The 21,237-nt window shown below is 44.6% G+C and carries 23 protein-coding genes and 1 other annotated feature; of the genes, 2 read left to right on the top strand and 21 right to left on the bottom strand.

Annotation, left to right across the window (positions count from 1 at the left end):
- Positions 1 to 9: 9 nt before the first annotated feature.
- Positions 10 to 642 carry a 50S ribosomal protein L3 gene (rplC, locus tag ACGTNI_RS15210; RefSeq protein ID WP_394463627.1) on the bottom strand — a complete coding sequence of 211 codons (633 nt, stop codon included), beginning with the start codon at positions 640 to 642 and terminating at the stop codon, positions 10 to 12.
- A 32-nt stretch (positions 643 to 674) separates the two neighbouring features.
- The gene (gene rpsJ / locus ACGTNI_RS15205) at positions 675 to 983 is read right to left on the bottom strand and encodes a 30S ribosomal protein S10 (RefSeq protein ID WP_085504873.1); all 309 of its coding nucleotides are present in this window, start codon (positions 981 to 983) and stop codon (positions 675 to 677) included.
- 621 nt (positions 984 to 1,604) lie between these two features.
- On the opposite strand from rpsJ, the gene ACGTNI_RS15200 reads away from it, so the two are divergent.
- Entirely contained in the window at positions 1,605 to 1,769 is a 165-nt protein-coding gene (locus ACGTNI_RS15200) for a hypothetical protein (protein WP_176223873.1), read from the top strand.
- Positions 1,770 to 1,915: 146 nt separating this feature from the next.
- On the opposite strand, the gene tuf is transcribed toward ACGTNI_RS15200, so the two are convergent.
- From tuf to rpoB, 7 genes are all read right to left on the bottom strand, one after another.
- Positions 1,916 to 3,106, bottom strand: a complete 1,191-nt coding sequence (gene tuf / locus ACGTNI_RS15195; protein ID WP_085504871.1) for an elongation factor Tu — start codon at positions 3,104 to 3,106, stop codon at positions 1,916 to 1,918.
- 130 nt (positions 3,107 to 3,236) lie between these two features.
- Positions 3,237 to 5,315 (bottom strand): elongation factor G, encoded by a 2,079-nt coding sequence (fusA, locus tag ACGTNI_RS15190; RefSeq protein WP_394463626.1) that lies wholly within the window; start codon positions 5,313 to 5,315, stop codon positions 3,237 to 3,239.
- Between the two features lie 45 nt (positions 5,316 to 5,360).
- Positions 5,361 to 5,831: a 30S ribosomal protein S7 gene (gene rpsG, locus ACGTNI_RS15185; protein ID WP_062438269.1), complete on the bottom strand. Its 471-nt coding sequence runs from the start codon at positions 5,829 to 5,831 to the stop codon at positions 5,361 to 5,363.
- 50 nt (positions 5,832 to 5,881) lie between these two features.
- Complete coding sequence (rpsL, locus tag ACGTNI_RS15180) at positions 5,882 to 6,295, bottom strand: 30S ribosomal protein S12 (protein ID WP_062438267.1); 414 nt, start codon at positions 6,293 to 6,295, stop codon at positions 5,882 to 5,884.
- Between the two features lie 99 nt (positions 6,296 to 6,394).
- Complete coding sequence (locus ACGTNI_RS15175; RefSeq protein WP_085504869.1) at positions 6,395 to 6,646, bottom strand: 50S ribosomal protein L7ae-like protein; 252 nt, start codon at positions 6,644 to 6,646, stop codon at positions 6,395 to 6,397.
- A gap of 147 nt (positions 6,647 to 6,793) precedes the next feature.
- Positions 6,794 to 10,399 carry a DNA-directed RNA polymerase subunit beta' gene (gene rpoC / locus ACGTNI_RS15170; RefSeq protein ID WP_085504868.1) on the bottom strand — a complete coding sequence of 1,202 codons (3,606 nt, stop codon included), beginning with the start codon at positions 10,397 to 10,399 and terminating at the stop codon, positions 6,794 to 6,796.
- A 69-nt stretch (positions 10,400 to 10,468) separates the two neighbouring features.
- Complete coding sequence (gene rpoB / locus ACGTNI_RS15165; RefSeq protein ID WP_176223872.1) at positions 10,469 to 14,011, bottom strand: DNA-directed RNA polymerase subunit beta; 3,543 nt, start codon at positions 14,009 to 14,011, stop codon at positions 10,469 to 10,471.
- Positions 14,012 to 14,114: 103 nt separating this feature from the next.
- Between rpoB and ACGTNI_RS15160 the strand changes: the two genes are divergently transcribed.
- The gene (locus ACGTNI_RS15160; protein ID WP_394463625.1) at positions 14,115 to 14,300 is read left to right on the top strand and encodes a hypothetical protein; all 186 of its coding nucleotides are present in this window, start codon (positions 14,115 to 14,117) and stop codon (positions 14,298 to 14,300) included.
- Positions 14,301 to 14,399: 99 nt separating this feature from the next.
- On the opposite strand, the gene ACGTNI_RS15155 is transcribed toward ACGTNI_RS15160, so the two are convergent.
- The 12 genes from ACGTNI_RS15155 to ACGTNI_RS15100 all read right to left on the bottom strand — a co-directional run bounded on the left by ACGTNI_RS15155 (position 14,400) and on the right by ACGTNI_RS15100 (position 21,234).
- Complete coding sequence (locus tag ACGTNI_RS15155) at positions 14,400 to 15,002, bottom strand: class I SAM-dependent methyltransferase (RefSeq protein ID WP_394463624.1); 603 nt, start codon at positions 15,000 to 15,002, stop codon at positions 14,400 to 14,402.
- 162 nt (positions 15,003 to 15,164) lie between these two features.
- Positions 15,165 to 15,527 carry a 50S ribosomal protein L7/L12 gene (gene rplL, locus ACGTNI_RS15150; RefSeq protein ID WP_028781703.1) on the bottom strand — a complete coding sequence of 121 codons (363 nt, stop codon included), beginning with the start codon at positions 15,525 to 15,527 and terminating at the stop codon, positions 15,165 to 15,167.
- Positions 15,528 to 15,586: 59 nt separating this feature from the next.
- Entirely contained in the window at positions 15,587 to 16,087 is a 501-nt protein-coding gene (gene rplJ / locus ACGTNI_RS15145; RefSeq protein ID WP_394463623.1) for a 50S ribosomal protein L10, read from the bottom strand.
- A gap of 67 nt (positions 16,088 to 16,154) precedes the next feature.
- Positions 16,155 to 16,304: a sequence feature (ribosomal protein L10 leader region), on the bottom strand.
- Positions 16,305 to 16,352: 48 nt separating this feature from the next.
- Positions 16,353 to 17,051 carry a 50S ribosomal protein L1 gene (gene rplA / locus ACGTNI_RS15140; RefSeq protein ID WP_062438243.1) on the bottom strand — a complete coding sequence of 233 codons (699 nt, stop codon included), beginning with the start codon at positions 17,049 to 17,051 and terminating at the stop codon, positions 16,353 to 16,355.
- 117 nt (positions 17,052 to 17,168) lie between these two features.
- On the bottom strand, positions 17,169 to 17,594 hold the full coding sequence (gene rplK, locus ACGTNI_RS15135) for a 50S ribosomal protein L11 (RefSeq protein WP_062438240.1): 426 nt from the start codon (positions 17,592 to 17,594) through the stop codon (positions 17,169 to 17,171).
- A gap of 144 nt (positions 17,595 to 17,738) precedes the next feature.
- Entirely contained in the window at positions 17,739 to 18,272 is a 534-nt protein-coding gene (gene nusG, locus ACGTNI_RS15130) for a transcription termination/antitermination protein NusG (RefSeq protein ID WP_062438238.1), read from the bottom strand.
- A 124-nt stretch (positions 18,273 to 18,396) separates the two neighbouring features.
- Positions 18,397 to 18,573, bottom strand: a complete 177-nt coding sequence (gene secE / locus ACGTNI_RS15125) for a preprotein translocase subunit SecE (protein WP_085504864.1) — start codon at positions 18,571 to 18,573, stop codon at positions 18,397 to 18,399.
- Positions 18,574 to 18,613: 40 nt separating this feature from the next.
- Complete coding sequence (rpmG, locus tag ACGTNI_RS15120) at positions 18,614 to 18,763, bottom strand: 50S ribosomal protein L33 (RefSeq protein WP_085504863.1); 150 nt, start codon at positions 18,761 to 18,763, stop codon at positions 18,614 to 18,616.
- Positions 18,764 to 18,837: 74 nt separating this feature from the next.
- Positions 18,838 to 19,488: an RNA polymerase sporulation sigma factor SigH gene (sigH, locus tag ACGTNI_RS15115; RefSeq protein WP_085504862.1), complete on the bottom strand. Its 651-nt coding sequence runs from the start codon at positions 19,486 to 19,488 to the stop codon at positions 18,838 to 18,840.
- Between the two features lie 84 nt (positions 19,489 to 19,572).
- Positions 19,573 to 20,082 (bottom strand): NYN domain-containing protein, encoded by a 510-nt coding sequence (locus ACGTNI_RS15110; protein ID WP_394463622.1) that lies wholly within the window; start codon positions 20,080 to 20,082, stop codon positions 19,573 to 19,575.
- 2 nt (positions 20,083 to 20,084) lie between these two features.
- Positions 20,085 to 20,828 (bottom strand): 23S rRNA (guanosine(2251)-2'-O)-methyltransferase RlmB, encoded by a 744-nt coding sequence (gene rlmB, locus ACGTNI_RS15105; protein ID WP_394463621.1) that lies wholly within the window; start codon positions 20,826 to 20,828, stop codon positions 20,085 to 20,087.
- On the bottom strand, positions 20,821 to 21,234 hold the full coding sequence (locus tag ACGTNI_RS15100) for a Mini-ribonuclease 3 (protein ID WP_394463620.1): 414 nt from the start codon (positions 21,232 to 21,234) through the stop codon (positions 20,821 to 20,823). The genes rlmB and ACGTNI_RS15100 overlap by 8 nt, the downstream gene beginning before the upstream one ends.
- Positions 21,235 to 21,237: the final 3 nt, after the last annotated feature.

The raw sequence follows: 21,237 nt of genomic DNA, 5'->3' as shown, positions 1-21,237 counted from the left end.
TTCCTTTAATTATTTGTTAGCCTTGATTGCACTTGTAATTTTAACGTAAGATTTTTTCGGGCCAGGAACATTGCCTTTGATAAGCAGCAAGTTACGTTCTACATCCACTTGTACTACTTCAAGGTTTTGCAATGTCACTTGCTCGTTACCCATTTGACCAGGAAGGTTTTTACCTTTAAATACACGCATTGGGTCAATTACACCCATAGCACCTGGACGTCGGTGATAGCGAGAACCGTGAGTCATTGGTCCGCGGGATTGGTTATGACGCTTAATAGCACCTTGGAAACCTTTACCCTTGGATGTTCCAGTAACATCAATGATGTCTCCAGCTTCGAAAATATCTACCTTAACCTCTTGACCTACTTCATAATCGTCAAGATTTACATTACGGATTTCACGAACGTAGCGCTTAGGGGTGGTGTTTGCTTTATCAGCATGTCCTTGCCCAGCTTTGTTCACGCGATTCTTCTTTTCATCAGCAAAGCCCAATTGCAGGGATTCATAACCGTCGTTTTCGTTTGTTTTCTTTTGAAGAACAACGTTTGGTTCGGCTTGAACCACTGTTACTGGGATCAACTCGCCATTTTCAGAGAAAACTTGAGTCATGCCGACTTTGCGTCCTAAGATTCCTTTCGCCATCCGTTACACCTCCTATTAATTAAAAAATACTATTATAGTTTGATTTCGATATCCACACCAGATGGTAGATCTAAACGCATAAGTGAATCTACAGTTTGTGGTGTTGGATTTACAATGTCGATTAGACGTTTGTGAGTACGCATTTCGAATTGCTCACGAGCATCTTTGTATTTGTGCACCGCACGCAAAACTGTGTAAATGCTTTTTTCTGTCGGAAGCGGGATTGGACCAGATACATTAGCACCTGAACGCTTCGCAGTGTCCACGATTTTTTCAGCGGATTGATCTAGAATACGATGATCATACGCCTTTAAACGAATACGAATCTTCTCTTTTGCCATTATTTTCCCTCCTTTACGCCCATTTTGTTAAATAGACTTTCTCCACGAAAATTCCTCGACTCACCCGCCATGGCAAAGGGGCCGGGTGTGCCAACAACCTTTCGCTTCATCGCCTTTTATGACCAACATTATTCATTATATAGAAGAACGTTGGTGAATGCAAGCATAAATTCAACGAATCTATGAAGCAACACTCAAAACATTATACAAACTTCTGGTTATCATTTCAACCCCTAGCGCCAGTAAGATTCCAACTAACTAAAAGTAATAGTTGGAAAATAAAATTTGACGAGTTTCTTCTATATAAATATAAAGCAATTATTCGTGGCTGGTCCGTCATCGGCACGCTATGCTTATTCAATTATAAGGCCGGAAAAGTCGAAGACTTGATTTCGAGAAGTGATGTTCGCGAAAACTCTTTCCGTTAAGGTAGTAACGGTAGGGAGGTCCGGGAAATCACTCGCTTTCCATGTGCATGAGGTGAGCTTCCTCGGGCTAAAGCCCTGCGGGATCTCACCGATCATGTTCATCCCATAGGAGTCTCGCAATTTCCCGGCCCTCCTTGCGTTTATGAGAGAAACGGAAACATCGGTATATTTTTAAACAAGGAGGGAGCTACGCATGAAATATGAGCTTAAAACCGCGTCTTTGTTCAATTATCGATTAGAAGTAGAAGACATCTATAATATGGGATGGGTTCGTATCTCCCATTCTTCAGATGGGGTGGTTGGGAAACTGCGAGACTCCCGCGGGAGAAGGAGCCAGGCGAGACCCCACAAGGAGTGAAACGACTGAGGAGGCTTGTCGGTTCCCCCGCAGGAAAGCGAGTAGTTTCCCAGCCAACCCTGACGCTATTATGGTAAAGAACCCCTGATAAAATGCAAAAAAGACAGCGATGCTAGATCGCTGTCTTTTTATAATTAATGTTGTTATTACTCAGTGATTTCAGCAACAACGCCGGCGCCTACTGTACGGCCACCTTCACGGATAGAGAACTTAGTTCCATCTTCGATAGCGATTGGAGAAATAAGTTCAACTGTCATTTCAACGTTGTCACCAGGCATTACCATTTCTACTCCTTCTGGCAGCTGGCAAACACCAGTTACGTCAGTTGTACGGAAGTAGAACTGTGGACGGTAGTTAGTGAAGAATGGAGTGTGACGTCCACCTTCTTCTTTAGATAGTACATAAACTTCTGCACGGAACTTCGTGTGTGGAGTGATAGAACCTGGCTTAGCAAGTACTTGTCCACGGTTGATATCTTCACGGGATACACCACGAAGAAGTGCACCGATGTTGTCACCAGCTTCTGCATAGTCAAGAAGCTTACGGAACATTTCAACACCAGTTACAGTAGTTTTAGTAGGCTCTTCAGCAAGACCGATGATTTCGATTTCGTCACCGACTTTAACTTGACCACGCTCTACACGGCCAGTTGCAACTGTACCACGGCCAGTGATTGAGAATACGTCCTCAACTGGCATCATGAATGGCTTGTCAGTGTCACGCTCTGGAGTTGGGATGTACTCATCAACCGCATCCATTAGTTCAAAGATTTTAGCTTCGTACTCATCGTCGCCTTCTAGGGCTTTAAGAGCAGAACCTTTGATTACTGGTACATCATCACCAGGGAATTCGTATTCAGTCAATAGGTCACGAACTTCCATTTCAACTAGTTCAAGTAGCTCTTCGTCGTCTACCATGTCAGTTTTGTTTAGGAATACTACGATCGCAGGTACACCTACTTGACGAGAAAGAAGGATGTGCTCACGAGTTTGTGGCATTGGGCCATCAGCTGCAGATACAACCAGGATAGCACCGTCCATTTGCGCAGCACCAGTGATCATGTTTTTAACATAGTCAGCGTGGCCTGGGCAGTCAACGTGTGCATAGTGACGATTGTCAGTTTCATACTCAACGTGTGCAGTTGCGATTGTGATTCCACGCTCACGCTCTTCTGGAGCACCGTCGATCATGTCGTATGCCATTGCAGTACCAGAACCAGATTTCTTGTGAAGTACTGTAGTGATTGCAGCAGTTAGTGTTGTTTTACCATGGTCAACGTGGCCAATTGTACCAATGTTGACGTGGGACTTGGAACGATCAAACTTTTCTTTACCCATTTATAGTTCCTCCTTTAAATAAATAACATATTGTTATAGTTTAACTTTTTTTATAGGAAGCTCAGAAGCAATGCAAAATTGCCTCTAAGCCTACAATATAATTTATACTTTATCTAGTCAATAAAATCAATTACTGACCGGCATTTTTCTTGATGATTTCATCAGCAATGCTCTTTGGTACTTCTTCATAATGGTCAAAGTGCATGGAGTAAGTTCCACGGCCTTGGGTGTTGGAACGCAACGCTGTTGCGTAACCGAACATTTCAGAAAGTGGTACAAATGCTTTAACCACTTGTGCAGAACCACGGGCTTCCATACCTTCTACACGTCCACGACGGGAAGTGACATCACCCATGATATCTCCCATGTATTCTTCAGGGATTACAACTTCCACTTTCATCAATGGCTCAAGAAGTACTGGTTTACATTTATTCTTGGCTTCTTTAAGTGCCATGGAAGCGGCAACTTTAAATGCCATTTCGTTGGAGTCAACATCATGGTAAGAACCATCATAAAGTGTTGCTTTGATGTCTACCATCGGATATCCGGCTAGTACACCGTTTTCCAAGGATTCTTTAATACCTTGTTCTACGGAAGGAATGTATTCACGCGGAACGACACCACCGACGATTTTGTTTTCAAATTCAAAGCCTGCGCCTTCTTCGTTTGGCTCGAATTTGACCCAAACGTGACCGTATTGTCCGCGACCACCAGACTGACGTACGAATTTACCTTCGACTTCAGCGCTTCCGCGGAATGTTTCGCGGTAGGCAACCTGAGGAGCACCGATGTTGGCATCTACTTTGAATTCGCGACGGAGACGGTCGACAATAATGTCGAGGTGAAGCTCACCCATACCTTTAATGATCGTTTGACCAGTTTCGGTATCTGTCTCAGTTACAAAGGTCGGATCTTCTTCTGCCAGCTTACCAAGGGCAACAGCCATTTTATCCTGGTCAGCCTTGGATTTCGGTTCAATTGCTACGGAAATAACCGGCTCAGGGAATTCCATAGACTCAAGAATTACCAGGCTCTTCTCGTCACACAATGTGTCACCAGTACCTGTATCCTTCAGACCTACAGCACCTGCGATATCTCCTGCATATACTTCAGAGATCTCTTCACGGGAATTCGCGTGCATCTGCAGGATACGACCTACACGCTCACGCTTATCTTTCGTGGAGTTCTTTACGTATGAACCAGATTTCAAGGTTCCGGAATAAACGCGGAAAAACGTCAGTTTACCTACATATGGGTCTGTTGCAACCTTAAACGCCAAAGCAGAGAAAGGTTCTTTGTCGTCCGCTTTACGGACAACCTCTTCTTCTGTTTGTGGAACATGACCTTCGATTGGAGGTACATCCAGTGGAGATGGAAGATAATCAATAACCCCATCAATCAATAACTGTACACCTTTGTTTTTGAAGGCAGAACCACAGAAGACTGGATAGAATTCCACGCTTAATGTTGCTTGGCGGATAGCTGATCTCAACTCATCATTAGTGATTTCTTCCCCTTCGAGGAATTTCATCATTAAGTCTTCATCAAAATCTGCTACAGCTTCAATCAACTTGCTGCGGTATTCTTCCGCTTGTTCTTTATGGCTGTCCGGGATTTCACGCGCTTCCGCACGTGTACCCAAGTCATCCATGTAATAATATGCTTCCATCGTTACTAAGTCGATGATTCCTTCGAATTCATCTTCTGCTCCGATTGGAAGTTGTACTGCTGCTGCATTTGCTCCAAGGCGATCACTAAGTGTGCCCAGGGAGTAAATGAAGTCTGCACCGATTTTATCCATCTTATTTACAAAGACGATACGAGGAACACCGTATGTTGTAGCCTGGCGCCAAACTGTTTCCGTTTGTGGCTCAACGCCTGATTGAGCGTCAAGAACAGCTACAGAACCATCTAGTACACGCAGGGAACGTTCAACTTCTACAGTGAAGTCCACGTGGCCTGGTGTATCGATGATGTTGATACGATGACCTTTCCATTGAGCAGTTGTTGCTGCGGATGTGATTGTAATACCGCGCTCTTGCTCCTGCTCCATCCAGTCCATTTGAGAAGCACCTTCGTGAGTTTCCCCAATTTTATAGATACGTCCTGTATAGAAAAGGATACGTTCAGTAGCAGTTGTTTTACCGGCGTCGATGTGAGCCATGACACCGATATTACGTGTTTTCTCCAAGGAGAATTCTCTAGGCATGAATCTTTCTCCTTCCTGAATATAAGTTTTGTGATTGGTAGGATTTTACCAGCGATAGTGAGCGAATGCTTTATTCGCTTCAGCCATCTTGTGCATATCTTCGCGTTTCTTGACAGAAGCACCTGTGTTGTTAGCTGCATCTAATACTTCGTTAGCAAGGCGTTCTTCCATCGTCTTTTCACCGCGCAAGCGAGAATAGTTCACGATGAAACGCAATCCTAGTGCCTGGCGACGCTCTGGGCGCACCTCAACTGGTACCTGGTAGTTTGACCCACCTACACGGCGAGCACGCACCTCAAGTACTGGCATTACGTTTTTCATTGCTTGTTCAAAAACTTCCATTGGATCGTTACCGCTGCGTTCCTGGATAAGATCGAAAGCTTTATAAAGAATCTTTTGGGCCTTACCGCGTTGTCCGTCAACCATGATCTGGTTGATCAAACGAGTAACAAGTTTAGAGTTGTAAAGCGGATCTGGTAGTACATCACGCTTAGCTACTGGTCCTTTACGTGGCATATGTCCCCCTCCTTCCATGTTGTATTTTTATAATTAAGCCACTCAGGCTATTATTTCTTAGGGCGTTTTGTTCCATACTTGGAACGGCCTTGCATACGGCCTTCAACACCTGCAGTGTCAAGCGCACCACGAACGATGTGATAACGCACACCTGGCAAGTCTTTTACACGTCCGCCACGGATAAGAACAACACTGTGCTCTTGCAAGTTGTGGCCGATACCAGGGATATATGCAGTAACTTCAATTCCGTTAGTCAAACGTACACGCGCATATTTACGCAATGCAGAGTTTGGCTTTTTCGGTGTCATTGTACCAACACGAGTACATACTCCACGTTTTTGCGGAGAAGACTGATCTGTCAATGACTTCTTGAAGCTGTTGTAACCTTTGTTCAACGCAGGAGAGTCAGACTTACGTCCTTTGCTCACACGTCCTTTACGTACTAATTGGTTAATAGTAGGCATGTTTTTTGTCCTCCCTTCCTCACTTTTTCAATACCACACATCCAGGTGGTTCATAATAAGGCAAAAAACAAAGCTTTCGCGGATAACACCGCCAAAACTTTATTGCTTTATCGCCACGGTCGCTGCACCGACTTCAATGTCACAGGCTTCTCCGAGTTTTTTCATCGAGTCAACCCGCTGGCACGGAATGTTTAATTCTTTTGCCAGGCGCATTACTTTGTCTGTAACGTGCTGATCAGCATCATCAGCTACGAAGACTTCTTCCACTTCGCCATTTTTCATGGCTTTCAGTGTCTGTTTCGTTCCAATAACGATATTAGAATTAGCCTGTGCTACTTTTTCATAAGACATTTAAGCATATCCTCCAAAGTAACAAGGATAAATGGAAGCACCTTGATTATATTATCACTCACGGTTTTGCATGTCAACAATATTCGTGGTGATTTTTTCTCAAGGCGCTTCCCCATTATTTACCCAAGTTATTTGCTAACTTTGAATTTATTGAGTCAGTTGATCCAATTCAGCCTGATCGGGATTTTTCCCCTCTTTATCAGCCTGGATCTTGCGGTAACGCGTCATACCGGTACCCGCTGGTACGAGTTTACCGATGATAACATTCTCTTTCAAGCCGAGAAGCTCATCGCGTTTACCTTTGATTGCCGCATCTGTAAGGACACGAGTTGTTTCCTGGAAGGAAGCGGCAGATAAGAAGGAATCTGTTTCAAGCGATGCCTTCGTAATACCAAGAAGCACAGGGCGTCCGACTGCCGGTTGTCCGCCTTCCAGCAATGCCTTCTTGTTTGCATCGCGGAATTGATGGATTTCCAGCAAGGAACCAGGTAATACTTCCGTATCCCCAGAGTCGAGTACACGGATTTTGCGAAGCATTTGACGGACCATTACTTCGACGTGCTTATCTCCGATTTCAACCCCTTGCATCCGGTAAACCTTCTGAACTTCTTTCAACAGATATTCCTGGACGCCATCCAAGCCACTGATAGTCAAGAGTTCTTTTGGATCAACGGAACCTTCTGTAAGTTCCTGACCAGCGCCAACCTGATCTCCAACAGCAACTTTCATGCGAGCGCCATAAGGAGCTGTATACGTGCGTGTTTCTACATCGCCTTGTACGACAATCTCCTGTTTCTCTTTGACTTCATTAACCTCTTGGACTGTACCGTAGATTTCAGAAACGACGGCACGACCTTTAGGGTTACGGGCTTCAAACAATTCCTGGATACGCGGGAGACCTTGTGTGATGTCGTCTCCAGCAACCCCGCCCGTATGGAATGTACGCATCGTAAGCTGTGTACCTGGTTCACCGATGGACTGGGCAGCAATGATTCCCACTGCTTCTCCAACTTCCACTTCGTCCCCGGTAGCAAGGTTACGACCGTAACATTTTTTACAAACACCATGTTTCGTATTACAAGTGAATGCTGTGCGGATAACCACTTCTTCAATGCCAGCTTCCACAATAGCTTTCGCAGCATCTTCAGAGATGACTTCATTGCGGGAAGCCAACACTTCATTCGTTTCCGGATGACGTACGGTCTGATAAGCTGTACGTCCAATCAAACGGTCGATCAACGGTTCGATCAACTCTGTACCTTCGGTCAACGAGCTGACGGTCAAGCCTCTATCTGTTCCACAATCATCTTCACGGATGATGACATCCTGAGCAACGTCTACAAGACGACGCGTCAAGTAACCAGAGTCGGCCGTCTTCAACGCTGTATCGGCAAGACCTTTACGAGCACCGTGAGTGGAAATAAAGTACTCTAGTACAGTCAAACCTTCACGGAAACTGGATTTGATCGGCAACTCGATGATACGTCCAGCCGGGTTGGCCATAAGACCACGCATACCCGCGAGCTGTGTGAAGTTTGAGGCGTTACCACGCGCACCAGAGTCACTCATCATGAAGATCGGGTTACGCGGGTTCAAGGATTTCATCAAGCGGTCCTGAATATCATCCTTGGCTTTCGACCAAACTTCAATGACGCGATCGTAGCGTTCTTCTTCTGTGATCAAACCACGACGGAACTGTTTCAATACTTTATCTACTTTACCTTGAGCTTCATCCAATATCTCCTGCTTTTCTGGTAATACGACAACATCGGAAACACCGACTGTCATACCAGCTTTTGTAGAGTAAGAGAAACCAAGGTCTTTCATGCGGTCAAGCATTTTAGACGTCTCACTGATGGAGAACTGTTTAAATACTTGTGCGATGATATCACCAAGAATACCTTTCTTGAATGGAAGTATCTCGTCACGTCCGGCGATTTCTTCCTTGATGTTAGTTCCTTTTTCTACAAAGTAATGCTCTGGAGTCTTAATTTCCAGGTTCTCTTGTGTCGGTTCATTCATATAAGGGAATGAAGCCGGCAGCATTTCGTTGAAAATCAACTTACCTACAGTAGTCAATAGCAGTTGCTGGTTTTGCTTTTCTGTAAGTGTTTCATTATTTAATGAGCCAGCATACACAGCGACCCTAGTATGCAGGTGAACGTAGCCATTCTGATAAGCGATCAATGCTTCATTCAGATCTTTGAATACCATTCCTTCACCAACAGCCCCCGGGCGTTCCATTGTCAGGTAGTAGTTACCCAAAACCATATCCTGTGAAGGAGTAACAACCGGTTTTCCATCCTTAGGGTTAAGGATGTTTTGTGCTGCCAGCATAAGGATGCGGGCTTCTGCCTGGGCTTCAGCAGATAATGGTACGTGAACAGCCATCTGGTCACCGTCAAAGTCAGCGTTATAGGCTGTACATACTAACGGATGCAGACGAATCGCTCGTCCCTCAACCAATACCGGCTCGAACGCCTGGATACCAAGTCGGTGTAATGTAGGGGCACGGTTCAACAGGACCGGATGCTCCTTAATGACATCTTCCAGCACATCCCATACTTCTGGATGGATACGTTCGATTTTACGTTTGGCAGATTTGATATTATGAGCTAAGCCACGTTCGACCAATTCCTTCATGACAAATGGCTTAAATAATTCAAGTGCCATTTCTTTTGGAAGACCACATTGGAACATCTTCAGGTTTGGCCCTACTACGATAACGGAACGACCGGAATAGTCGACACGTTTACCGAGAAGGTTCTGACGGAAACGACCTTGCTTCCCTTTCAACATATGAGAAAGAGATTTCAAAGGACGGTTACCAGGACCGGTTACAGGACGGCCGCGACGACCGTTGTCAATCAAGGCATCGACTGCTTCCTGAAGCATTCGTTTTTCGTTTTGCACGATAATGCTTGGTGCACCAAGATCCAACAACCGTTTCAAACGATTGTTACGGTTGATGACACGACGGTAAAGGTCGTTTAAATCAGAAGTGGCGAAACGGCCGCCATCCAATTGAACCATCGGGCGAAGTTCCGGCGGGATTACCGGCAGCACATCAAGAATCATCCAGGAAGGATCATTTCCTGAGTGGCGGAATGCCTCCAGCACTTCCAATCGCTTAATCGCACGTGTGCGTCGTTGTCCTTGTGCTGTTTTTAATTCTTCTTTCAGCATATCTACTTCTTTATCAAGGTTGATGTCGGAAAGAAGCTTACGGATTGCTTCTGCGCCCATTTGAGCACCGAAGTTTTTCCCATATTTTTCGCGATAAGCGCGGTATTCTTTTTCAGATAACAGCTGTTTTTTCTCTAAAGCTGTTTCACCTGGGTCTGTCACAATGTATGCAGCAAAGTAAATGACTTCCTCTAATGCACGCGGTGACATATCCAGTACAAGCCCCATACGGCTTGGAATACCTTTGAAATACCAGATGTGAGAGACAGGGGCAGCAAGTTCAAGGTGCCCCATACGCTCACGGCGGACTTTTGCTTTCGTAACTTCCACACCACAACGGTCACAAACGACACCTTTGTAGCGCACACGTTTATACTTTCCGCAATGACATTCCCAGTCCTTTGTAGGTCCGAAAATGCGCTCGCAGAACAATCCATCTTTTTCTGGCTTCAACGTACGGTAGTTGATTGTTTCAGGTTTCTTGACCTCACCAAATGACCAAGAACGAATCTTATCCGGTGATGCCAAACCTATTTTCATATACTCAAAATTATTTACATCTAGCAAGGGGCCTACCTCCCTTTTAGTATCCAGGTTTCCCTAAGCTTAGAACATCAGGACTATTGCTAAGAGTTTTTATTCTTCCGGGTCGAGATTCAGGTTCTCAGAAGCTTTCGTTTCTTCTTCTTCGATATCTCTCATTTCAATTTCTGATTCGTCTCCTGCCAAAATCTTCACATCCATACCCAAGCTTTGCAGCTCTTTGATCAAGACCTTGAATGATTCTGGTACACCAGGTTCAGGTACGTTTTCCCCTTTGACGATTGCTTCATACGTTTTCACACGGCCAACAACGTCATCGGATTTGACAGTCAGGATTTCCTGAAGGGTATATGCTGCACCATATGCTTCCAGTGCCCATACCTCCATTTCACCGAAACGTTGTCCACCGAACTGCGCTTTACCACCCAACGGTTGTTGTGTAACGAGGGAGTATGGGCCGGTTGAACGTGCATGGAGTTTATCATCAACCATGTGTGCCAGCTTGATCATATACATCACGCCGACAGAGATACGGTTGTCAAACGGTTCACCGGTACGGCCATCATAAAGGATGGTCTTCGCATCACGCGGCATTCCCGCCTCTTCTAATGTTTCCCAGACATCTTCTTCTCGTGCACCGTCAAATACCGGCGTCGCTACTTTGATGCCCAGCTGACGTGCTGCCATACCTAAGTGTAATTCCAGTACCTGCCCGATGTTCATACGGGACGGTACACCAAGCGGGTTCAACATGACATCTACCGGTGTACCATCTGGAAGGAACGGCATATCCTCTTCCGGCAAGATTTTAGAGATAACACCTTTGTTACCATGTCGACCAGCCATCTTGTCCCCTTCAGAAATCTTACGCTTCTGAACAATATAGACACGTACCAACTGGTTGACACCAGGAGGAAGCTCATCGCCATCTTCGCGGTTGAAGATCTTCACGTCAAGCACAATTCCACCTGCTCCATGCGGCACCCGCAAGGAAGTATCCCGTACTTCTCGAGCTTTTTCACCGAAGATTGCATGCAATAGTCGTTCTTCAGCAGATAGCTCTGTCACACCCTTAGGTGTAACTTTACCTACCAGCAGGTCACCATCGCTGACTTCAGCACCAACACGGATGATACCGCGGGAATCTAAGTCTTTTAACGCTTCTTCCCCGACGTTAGGGATATCGCGTGTGATTTCCTCTGGTCCAAGCTTTGTATCACGGGCTTCTGATTCATACTCTTCAATATGAACAGAGGTGTATACATCATCCTTCACCAGACGTTCACTCATGATGACGGCATCCTCATAGTTGTAGCCATCCCATGTCATGAATGCTACTAGAGGGTTTTGACCAAGAGCCAGCTCACCTTTATCCATCGACGGACCGTCAGCAAGGATTTCACCTTTGGCAACACGGTCTCCTTTGGAAACAATCGGACGCTGGTTATAGCAAGTTCCCTGGTTGGAACGAATGAATTTTTGCAGACGATAACGATCCAGATCGCCTTCTACTTCTTTACCATCAACTTTAGAGATGCGACGTACGTGAATTTCTTTCGCTTCCACGCGCTCGACAATCCCTTCATGACGATTAATGACAGCCGCACCGGAGTCCTTACCGTTGACATATTCCATGCCAGTTCCAACAATTGGCGAATCCGGATTTAACAATGGCACCGCCTGACGTTGCATGTTCGCACCCATCAGGGAACGGTTGGAGTCATCATTCTCTAAGAATGGGATACATGCCGTCGCAGCAGATACTACCTGCTTTGGTGATACATCCATGTAATCAAGTCGTTCACGACTGACAACCGTGTTTTCACCACGGAAACGGGCGATGACTTCTGGATCTGTAAATGAACCGTCCTCTTCAAGTTTCGCGTTCGCCTGAGCTACCACGTAGTTATCTTCTTCGTCGGCAGTCAAGTAGTCGATTTGATCCGTAACTTTGTTGGTATCCGGATCCACACGACGGTATGGAGTTTCGATGAAACCGAACTCATTCACTTTTGCGTAAGAGGAAAGCGAGTTGATCAGGCCGATATTCGGTCCTTCCGGCGTTTCAATCGGACACATACGCCCATAGTGGGAATAGTGTACGTCTCGAACTTCAAATCCGGCACGTTCACGAGTCAAACCACCAGGTCCCAAGGCAGACAGACGGCGCTTGTGCGTCAATTCTGCAAGCGGGTTCGTCTGATCCATGAATTGCGACAACTGAGAGCTTCCGAAGAACTCTTTAATTGATGCAATTACTGGACGGATGTTGATCAATTGCTGTGGTGTAATGGAAGAGGTGTCCTGGATAGACATACGCTCACGCACCACACGTTCCATACGGGACAATCCGATACGGAATTGGTTTTGCAGTAATTCACCGACAGAACGCAAACGACGGTTACCTAAATGGTCAATATCATCGGTGTCACCAACTTGGTGAAGCAAGTTGAAGAAATAGCTGATCGATGCAAGGATATCAGCAGGCGTGATGTTTTTGACTGTTTTTTCAATATTAGAGTTGCCGATTACGTTGATTGTTCTTTCCCCTTCTGGATCAGTAGGATCAACAATCTTGATGGACTGGATTTTGATTGGATCTTCCAGCACCCCATCATGCGGCTCAAGGAGTTCCTCTCCAGTGTTTTCATCCTGTCCTTCCAAATATGGAAGCAGTTTGTTCAACAGACGACGGTCAATTTTATCACCTTTATCAGCTAAAACTTCCCCAGTCTCTTCATCTACTAGCGTTTCAGCTAACGTTTGATTGAACAAACGGTTTTTAATATGAAGTTTTTTGTTCATTTTATAACGGCCAACACGAGCCAAGTCATAACGCTTCGGATCGAAGAAGCGGGAAACCAGTAAACTCTTGGCATTTTCCACAGTCGGTGGTTCTCCCGGACGTAGACGTTCATAGATTTCAAGAAGCGCTTTTTCACTGTTCTCGGTGTTGTCTTTTTCTAATGTGTTTTTCAAATATTCATTGTCCCCGATAAGGTCAATGATTTCTTGATCGGTACCAAAGCCCAGCGCACGCAAAAGAACCGTAATTGGCAGCTTTCGAGTACGATCGATACGAACGTGGACGACATCCTTTGCGTCCGTTTCAAACTCTAACCATGCACCACGGTTTGGAATGACGGTGGCTGTATAGCCTTTCTTACCGTTTTTATCAATTTTATTATTGAAATACACGCTTGGTGAGCGGACAAGCTGTGATACGATGACACGCTCGGCACCATTGATGACGAAAGTACCTGTATCTGTCATCAACGGGAAGTCACCCATAAATACTTCCTGCTCTTTCACTTCACCTGTTTCGTTATTCAACAAACGGACCTTCACACGTAAAGGAGCATTATAGGTAACGTCTCTATCTTTCGATTCGTCCACAGGATATTTAGGTTCACCTAAACTATAATCTACAAACTCAAGCGATAGATTACCGGTGAAATCCTCAATTGGAGAAATATCCTGGAACATTTCTTTCAGACCTTCCTCTAAGAACCACTCATAGGAAGCTGTCTGAATTTCAATCAAGTTAGGTAAATCTAGTACTTCACTGATGCGCGCATAACTTCTGCGTTGGCGGTGTCGTCCATACTGAACTAGTTGACCTGTCAACTGCTTCACCCCTCAAATCAAGCATTTTAATAATAAAAGCGGAAGCATTTCAAGCTGATAGCGAGTAATCCACTTCCCACTTTCGATCTTACGTAAAAAGGGTCCGGCAAACATGCCGAACAAGCTTATGGAAGCTAATATCGACCACAAGCTGATATATATTGTCATCCGCAAATGCGGATGGGATCTAAAAAAGAAACTTCATTTCTCTCTAACGTTAGACAAAAAAGAAACGTTCTTCTATTATAGAAACAAACCGTATGCCACCCTATTATTTTCTTCGATTTTACCATTGTGAACCGCGTTCACTAAATTTATACATAAAACACGAAAAAAACCTTGACACAGGAGTGCATATATAGGCATTTTCCAATAATAGCATAAACGTATATGCCAGTCAAACCTTTTTAGCCCGAAAGATATAATATCTTTTCTGCTTATCTACTACCTCTACCTCACCGAACAATTCCTCGAGTTTTTTGCGGGCAGATGGGGCCCCTTGTTTCTTTTGAATGACTACCCAAAGTTCGCCTTTATCAATCAGGGATTGGTGAGCTTCTTCAAACATGGAATGGACTACTCTCTTCCCCGCACGAATGGGAGGATTGGTCAACACGGCAGCAAACCGGATGTCCTCTATCTGGCTTAAGCGATCACTTACCCTGACTTCAACATTTGCTATGCTATTTTGTTCGGCATTTTTTCTTGACAACTCTACCGCACGTTCGTTTATATCTACCATATAAACTATCCTGTCCGGGTTTGCTTTAGCAATAGACAAACCAATCGGTCCATAGCCACAACCTAAATCCAATAAATCGCCCTCTATTTCCGGTGGCTGAAAAGCTTCAATCAACACACGGGAGCCAAAGTCTACTTCCTTCTTCGAGAAAACTGCATTATCCGTTGTGAAGCGAAAAGTTTCACCTTTAAGTGTGAACTGCCATGTCCGTTCTTCGCTTTGAGTTTCCGTTTTATTGGAGTAATAGTGCTCGGTCAATATCATGCACCTGCTTTTCATTGGGTTCGATCATCACTTTCAAACAAAACTCGGATTATCGACAAGTTCTAATGAAGAAATCCTTTGTCTTGGGCGTTACTTAAAGTATAAGAAAAAGAAAGCTCGCCGATGAACAGCGAGCTTTACCTCTCAAGCATGAAATTACTTAACTTCTACAGAAGCGCCTGCTTCTTCTAGCTTACCTTTGATTTCTTCAGCGTCTTCTTTAGAAATGCCTTCTTTGATAGCGCCAGGAGCGTTATCAACTAGGTCCTTAGCATCTTTCAGTCCAAGACCAGTGATTTCGCGAACAGCTTTAACGACTTTGATCTTGGAGCTTCCAGCGCTCTCAAGTACTACGTCGAATTCTGTTTGCTCTTCAGCAGCTTCAGCTGCACCGCCGCCACCGACTGCAACTGGTGCTGCAGCAGTTACTCCGAATTCTTCTTCAATAGCTTTAACTAGATCGTTAAGCTCAAGAACAGACATTTCTTTAATCGCTTCAATAATTTGTTCATGACTCATGATTAAGTTCCTCCTTAAAATTGTTAGTTTTATAATTTAACCGTAAGCATAAAACGCTATTACGCGCCTTGTTCTTCTTTTTGCTCTGCAACTGCTTTTGTAACGTAAGCGAAGTTGCGGACAGGTGCTTGAAGCACGCTGAGTAGCATAGATACAAGACCTTCGTAGTTTGGAAGATCTGCAAGTTCCTTGATTTGTTCAAGGCTGGCTACATTGCCTTCGATGACGCCTCCTTTGATTTCAAGGGCATCATGATCCTTAGCGAAGTTGTTAAGGATTTTGGCAGGCGCTACGACATCTTCATCACTGAAAGCAATCGCAGTCGGACCAACCAATGTGTCGTTAAGCTCAGTAAGCTCAGCTTCTTCTGTCGCACGGCGAGTCATTGTGTTTTTGTACACTTTGAAGTCAACGCCAGCTTCACGCAGCTGCTTACGAAGCTCAGTCACTTCAGCAACATCAAGTCCGCGGTAATCTACAAGGATAGTAGACTTACTATTACGAAGCTTGTCTGCAATTTCAGATACAATCTGTTTTTTGTGCTCGATAATTTTGCTCATCATTCCACCTCCTATTGACTTTTCATCATACCGTCAGGTGCCTGTTTCATTTTCAAAACGGCAAGTGTTCAAGATGAAAAAAGCCCCCATGTAGACATGGAGGCTTTATGGTGAGAAACGATTATAAACGGACAACCGTTTCGTTTATTCACACACCTCGGCAGGAAATTAAGCGCGAAAACGCACCTGCTGTCTACGGTATAACGTATTTATTTAAACAACATCATTCATTATATGCTTAATGCAATTAAAAGTCAACAGTGAATTATTTGCGGATATAGCTGGAGATATCTACTTTAATTCCAGGACCCATTGTAGAAGCAATAGCGGAATTCTTCATGTAAGTTCCTTTAGCAGCCTGCGGCTTTGCTTTTACAAGAGTTTCTGTGATTGCTTCAAAGTTTTCAACCAGCTTATCTGTATCGAAAGAAACCTTACCGATTGGTACGTGGATGTTAGCAGACTTGTCTACACGGTACTCCACTTTACCAGCCTTGATTTCCTGGACAGCTTTTTCCACTTCAAAAGTGACAGTTCCAGTCTTAGGGTTAGGCATTAGACCTTTAGGTCCAAGCACACGACCCAGCTTACCTACTTCAGCCATCATGTCCGGAGTAGCGACAACTACGTCAAATTCGAACCAGCCTTGGTTGATTTTGTTGATCATGTCCTGATCGCCTACGTAGTCAGCGCCAGCAGCTTCTGCTTCTTTTGCTTTCTCACCTTTAGCGAATACAAGAACACGTTGTGTTTTACCTGTACCATGCGGCAAAACCATTGCCCCACGGATTTGCTGGTCAGCTTTCTTAGGGTCTACACCCAAACGGAAAGCAGCTTCTACTGTCTCATCAAACTTAGCTTTAGCAGTTTCTTTCACTAATTCGACTGCTTCTTTTACTTCATATGCTTTTTCACGATCAACAAGCTTTTGAGCTTCTTGATACCTTTTGCTTTGTTTAGCCATTATTATTTCCTCCTCGTTGTGGTTTTAACGGTTATACCTCCCACGAATAAAGGTTGCGGAATGAAAGCAACCTCCATTCTCGCAACCTTTAACTCCAATAAGAGCGACGCTGTGGGATTAGTCTTCGATAACGATACCCATACTACGCGCAGTACCTTCAACCATACGCATAGCAGCTTCAACGTCAGCAGCATTCAAGTCAGGCATTTTTGTTTCCGCAATCTCTTTTACCTGGTCACGCTTAAGCGTTGCAACCTTGTTACGGTTCGGTTCGCCTGATGCAGTATCAATACCGGCTGCTTTTTTAAGAAGCACTGCAGCTGGCGGAGTCTTCGTAATAAATGTAAATGAACGGTCTTCAAATACCGTGATTTCAACTGGAATGATCATTCCCGCTTGTTCTTGTGTGCGAGCGTTGAACTCCTTACAGAAACCCATGATGTTGATACCCGCTTGACCTAGCGCTGGTCCTACTGGCGGTGCTGGGTTAGCTTTACCTGCAGGGATTTGAAGCTTTACTACTTTGATTACTTTTTTAGCCACGAGACACACCTCCTTAAGTCCGTGATGTGGTAATGGGGCGATGCCCTCCCACTCAGATTACAATATGTTGACTTCCTCTTTGTCCGAGGCACATAAAGAACATAAAAATTTTAGCATCTTTACGACCTGTTTGCAAGAGGAGAGTTATAATTTTTCTATTTGAGAGAAGTCCAGTTCTACTGGAGTCTCTCTTCCAAACATATTTACGTGGACTTTCACCTTTTGTTTGTCCAGGTCGATATGTTCGATAGTACCCGTGAAATTGGCGAAAGGACCATCGGTCACTGAGACACTTTCTTTCAATTCAAAATCGATGTCGGTGACTGGCTCTTTCATTCCCATACGTTTAAGCACCGTCTCTACTTCTTCAGGCAGGAGAGGGGTCGGCTTTGAACCGGAGCCTGTCGATCCGACAAACCCGGTCACACCAGGTGTATTGCGGACAACATACCAGGAATCATCGGTCATCACCATTTCAGCCAGTACATATCCAGGGAATACTTTTTTTTTCGCTACTTTACGTTTCCCATTTTTTATTTCTGTTTCTTCGTCTTCGGGCACTAGTACACGGAAGATTTTATCTTCCATGCCCATCGACTCGACACGCTTTTCTAAATTCGTTTTTACTTTATTTTCGTAACCGGAATAGGTGTGAACCACATACCATCTTTTTTCCATGTATACAGGACAAGCTCCTTGCCCTTCCCTCCCTTATCTTTCAAAATTTGAGCATTGAAAAAACCCGCGGAACGGGTTTTTAAACGTCAATCTTATTCACCATTATAGCATAAATCCGACAGCATTATTCAGGGAAGAATAATTCAAGACCCCAAGAAATGCCTAAATCGACGACTGCGAAGAACACAGAAACAAATGCCACTGTAGTTAAAACAGTAATCGTGTAGCGCACAAGTTCCTGACCTTTAGGCCAGCTGACCTTCTGCATTTCACGAGACACGTTCTTCAAGAACTTAAACATGCTAAACCTCCCCCAACCTTGCGCCTGTCGGCTTCTTTCTCTATTTTGTTTCTCGATGCAATGTGTGTTTGCCGCATTTTTTACAAAATTTACGAACCTCAAGCCGTTCCGCTTGGTTCGATGGGTTTTTATAAGAACTGTAATTTCTACTCATACAAACAGTACAGGCTAAGACTACTTTTTTTCTCATCATACACCCCTCAAATAAGAGGAATTTTCACTCTCATAAATGTAGCACGCATGTCAAGGCATGTCAATGCAGGATTATAATATGATTTCAGCTACTTCCAGGTATTTTTCCAGTTTCCGCTTTACTCGCTGCAAGGCATTATCAATCGACTTTACATGCCTGTCCAACTCAGCAGAAATTTCCTGATAGGATCTTCCGTCCAGGTAGAGAGTGAGTACTTTCCGCTCCAAGTCGCTTAATAATTCTGAAATTTTATCTTCCATGTCGCCGAATTTTTCTTTATTAACAATTAATTCTTGCGGATCAATAGCTTTTGATCCAGCTATCACGTCCAGCAGGGTACGGTCGGATTCTTCATCATAAATCGGCTTGTCCAAGGATACATAAGAATTAAGCGGAATATGTTTTTGACGAGTGGCAGTTTTGATGGCGGTAATAATCTGGCGGGTGACACATAATTCAGCGAAGGCTTTAAAGGATGAGAGCTTGTCTTCTTTATAGTCCCGAATGGCTTTATAAAGACCGATCATACCCTCCTGCACAATATCCTCACGATCCGCACCAATCAGAAAATACGTCCGGGCTTTGGCACGGACAAAATTTTTGTACTTATTGATCAGATAATCGAGCGCCTGGCTGTGACCCTCATTAATCCGTTCGATGATTTCTTCATCTTCCAGCTTTTCGTAATCATGGATGTCCACTTCTTTTTGAACGATGCTCACTCAGGATTCCCCCCGACCCGTAGTGCCCTGAATATAGAAATATTATACAGTAAGCCCTTCCAAAACGTCAACAAGGCTCTTGGCTCATTTATCACCCCGGCGCCATTTCTCAAAAACGTCCAGCACCTCTTTTTTTATCGGTATTTTAGGCTGATATTTTAGTTGTTTATGAGCTTCTACATCCTTCTCGATGGTTCTTTCAATATTTTTCACTTCGATGTAAAGCTCCCTCGCTGACTTTCGAAAAGCACCTTGACCAAAGATTGTCCGCTGCTCCGCGTAATCCGAGGTAGCTACATACACCTGGGTCCGTACATCATTCAACTCTCCCGCTAATTTCTCAATCCGCTCATCCGCTGTTTCATTTTCCCTGGTGAATATGACTTCCACGCGATGGTTTTTTTCTTTGTTTGCCAGTCCCCTCACATGATAAGCATCAAACACGATGATGACGCGCTCACCGGTATATGACTGATACTCAGCCATCATGTCGATCAACAGGTCACGCGCCTGGCTGAGGTCTTTATCTTTTAAATTCTTCAACTCAGGCCAGGCGCCGATCATGTTATAACCATCTACTAATAGTACAATCATCGTTATCGTCCTATTGGATTTCGTTTACGATAGACTTCATACATTAAGAGGGACGCAGCGACGGAAGCATTTAAAGATGTTACCTTACCCTTCATCGGAAGCGAGATCGTCCAATCACATTTTTCCTTGATAATCCGGCTGATTCCCTTCCCTTCACTCCCGATCACCAGGGCAATCGGCATCTCACCATCCAGTTGGCGATAATCTTCTGTACCTTCCGCGTCGGTTCCTGCCACCCACACATGCCGCTCCTTCAATTCATCTATCGTACGAGAGAGGTTCGTCACCCGGGCGACCGGAATATATTCAATGGCACCTGCTGATGTTTTGGCTACTGTAGCGGTCAACCCGACCGAACGACGCTTAGGAATAATTACTCCATGCGCCCCGACCGCATCTGCCGTTCGCAGAACAGAACCAAGATTATGGGGGTCTGAGATTTCATCCAGCACGATGAAAAAAGGAGCCTCACCCAAGGTCTCTGCTTTTGCGAATAAGTCATCTAACGAACTGTAATCATAGGCAGCGACCGATGCCGCCACCCCCTGGTGGTTCCCATCCACCAGCTGATCGATCTTTTTTCTTGGAACCTTTTGAACCAGTGCCCCATTTTCTTTCGCCAGGTTTTGGATCTTCTGAAACGCCTGATGCTGCAACTGATCAGAAACAAATACTTTGTTGATGGTACGACCTGACTTCAACGCTTCAAATACAGGATTTTTCCCAATAATCCATTCTTCACTCATTCCTATCAACCCCTTTCTCTTCTACCTGTCGGATAGCGTCTGTTACAAGTTCTTCGAGACGAGCCACAGCCCCTGAGAGATAATGGTACCCAAGCAGCGCTTCAAATCCTGTACTGTAACGATACGTTTGCACATCGGTATTTTTTGGAATGGAACCAGATTTAGCGTTCCTTCCCCTTCTTACGACCCCTTGTTCTTCTTCTGTTAGGAAGTTATCCGCTATCCAGGCTTGTACGACAGCTGCCTGGGAGGTAGCTGCAACAAAGCGAACCGCAGAACGGTGCAGCTGATTCGGCATTACAGCACCCTGACTTAATAGGTGATGCCGTACATGCATCTCATATACAGCATCACCCATATAAGCAAGGGCCAGGCTTTTCATTTGTTTTACTTCTATCTTCTTCATGGT

The organism is Thalassobacillus sp. B23F22_16 (assembly GCF_043496955.1).
Taxonomy (GTDB): domain Bacteria; phylum Bacillota; class Bacilli; order Bacillales; family Halobacillaceae; genus Thalassobacillus; species Thalassobacillus devorans_A.
Note: the sequence above shows the minus strand (reverse complement) of the source record. Positions and strands in the feature narration are given on the sequence as shown.

Bases quoted from the DNA above. Each gene is read 5' to 3' on its own strand.
- rpsL (WP_062438267.1), bottom strand. From the start codon at position 6,295: ATGCCTACTATTAACCAATTAGTACGTAAAGGACGTGTGAGCAAAGGA.
- ACGTNI_RS15160 (WP_394463625.1), top strand. From the start codon at position 14,115: ATGCCGAACAAGCTTATGGAAGCTAATATCGACCACAAGCTGATATAT.
- rpsG (WP_062438269.1), bottom strand. From the start codon at position 5,831: ATGCCACGTAAAGGACCAGTAGCTAAGCGTGATGTACTACCAGATCCG.
- ACGTNI_RS15175 (WP_085504869.1), bottom strand. From the start codon at position 6,646: ATGTCTTATGAAAAAGTAGCACAGGCTAATTCTAATATCGTTATTGGA.
- rplL (WP_028781703.1), bottom strand. From the start codon at position 15,527: ATGAGTCATGAACAAATTATTGAAGCGATTAAAGAAATGTCTGTTCTT.
- rplJ (WP_394463623.1), bottom strand. From the start codon at position 16,087: ATGAGCAAAATTATCGAGCACAAAAAACAGATTGTATCTGAAATTGCA.
- rpmG (WP_085504863.1), bottom strand. From the start codon at position 18,763: ATGAGAAAAAAAGTAGTCTTAGCCTGTACTGTTTGTATGAGTAGAAAT.
- rplC (WP_394463627.1), bottom strand. From the start codon at position 642: ATGGCGAAAGGAATCTTAGGACGCAAAGTCGGCATGACTCAAGTTTTC.
- rlmB (WP_394463621.1), bottom strand. From the start codon at position 20,828: ATGAGTGAAGAATGGATTATTGGGAAAAATCCTGTATTTGAAGCGTTG.
- ACGTNI_RS15110 (WP_394463622.1), bottom strand. From the start codon at position 20,082: ATGATTGTACTATTAGTAGATGGTTATAACATGATCGGCGCCTGGCCT.
- ACGTNI_RS15100 (WP_394463620.1), bottom strand. From the start codon at position 21,234: ATGAAGAAGATAGAAGTAAAACAAATGAAAAGCCTGGCCCTTGCTTAT.
- ACGTNI_RS15200 (WP_176223873.1), top strand. From the start codon at position 1,605: ATGAAATATGAGCTTAAAACCGCGTCTTTGTTCAATTATCGATTAGAA.
- rplA (WP_062438243.1), bottom strand. From the start codon at position 17,051: ATGGCTAAACAAAGCAAAAGGTATCAAGAAGCTCAAAAGCTTGTTGAT.
- fusA (WP_394463626.1), bottom strand. From the start codon at position 5,315: ATGCCTAGAGAATTCTCCTTGGAGAAAACACGTAATATCGGTGTCATG.
- rpsJ (WP_085504873.1), bottom strand. From the start codon at position 983: ATGGCAAAAGAGAAGATTCGTATTCGTTTAAAGGCGTATGATCATCGT.
- nusG (WP_062438238.1), bottom strand. From the start codon at position 18,272: ATGGAAAAAAGATGGTATGTGGTTCACACCTATTCCGGTTACGAAAAT.
- tuf (WP_085504871.1), bottom strand. From the start codon at position 3,106: ATGGGTAAAGAAAAGTTTGATCGTTCCAAGTCCCACGTCAACATTGGT.
- secE (WP_085504864.1), bottom strand. From the start codon at position 18,573: ATGTTTAAGTTCTTGAAGAACGTGTCTCGTGAAATGCAGAAGGTCAGC.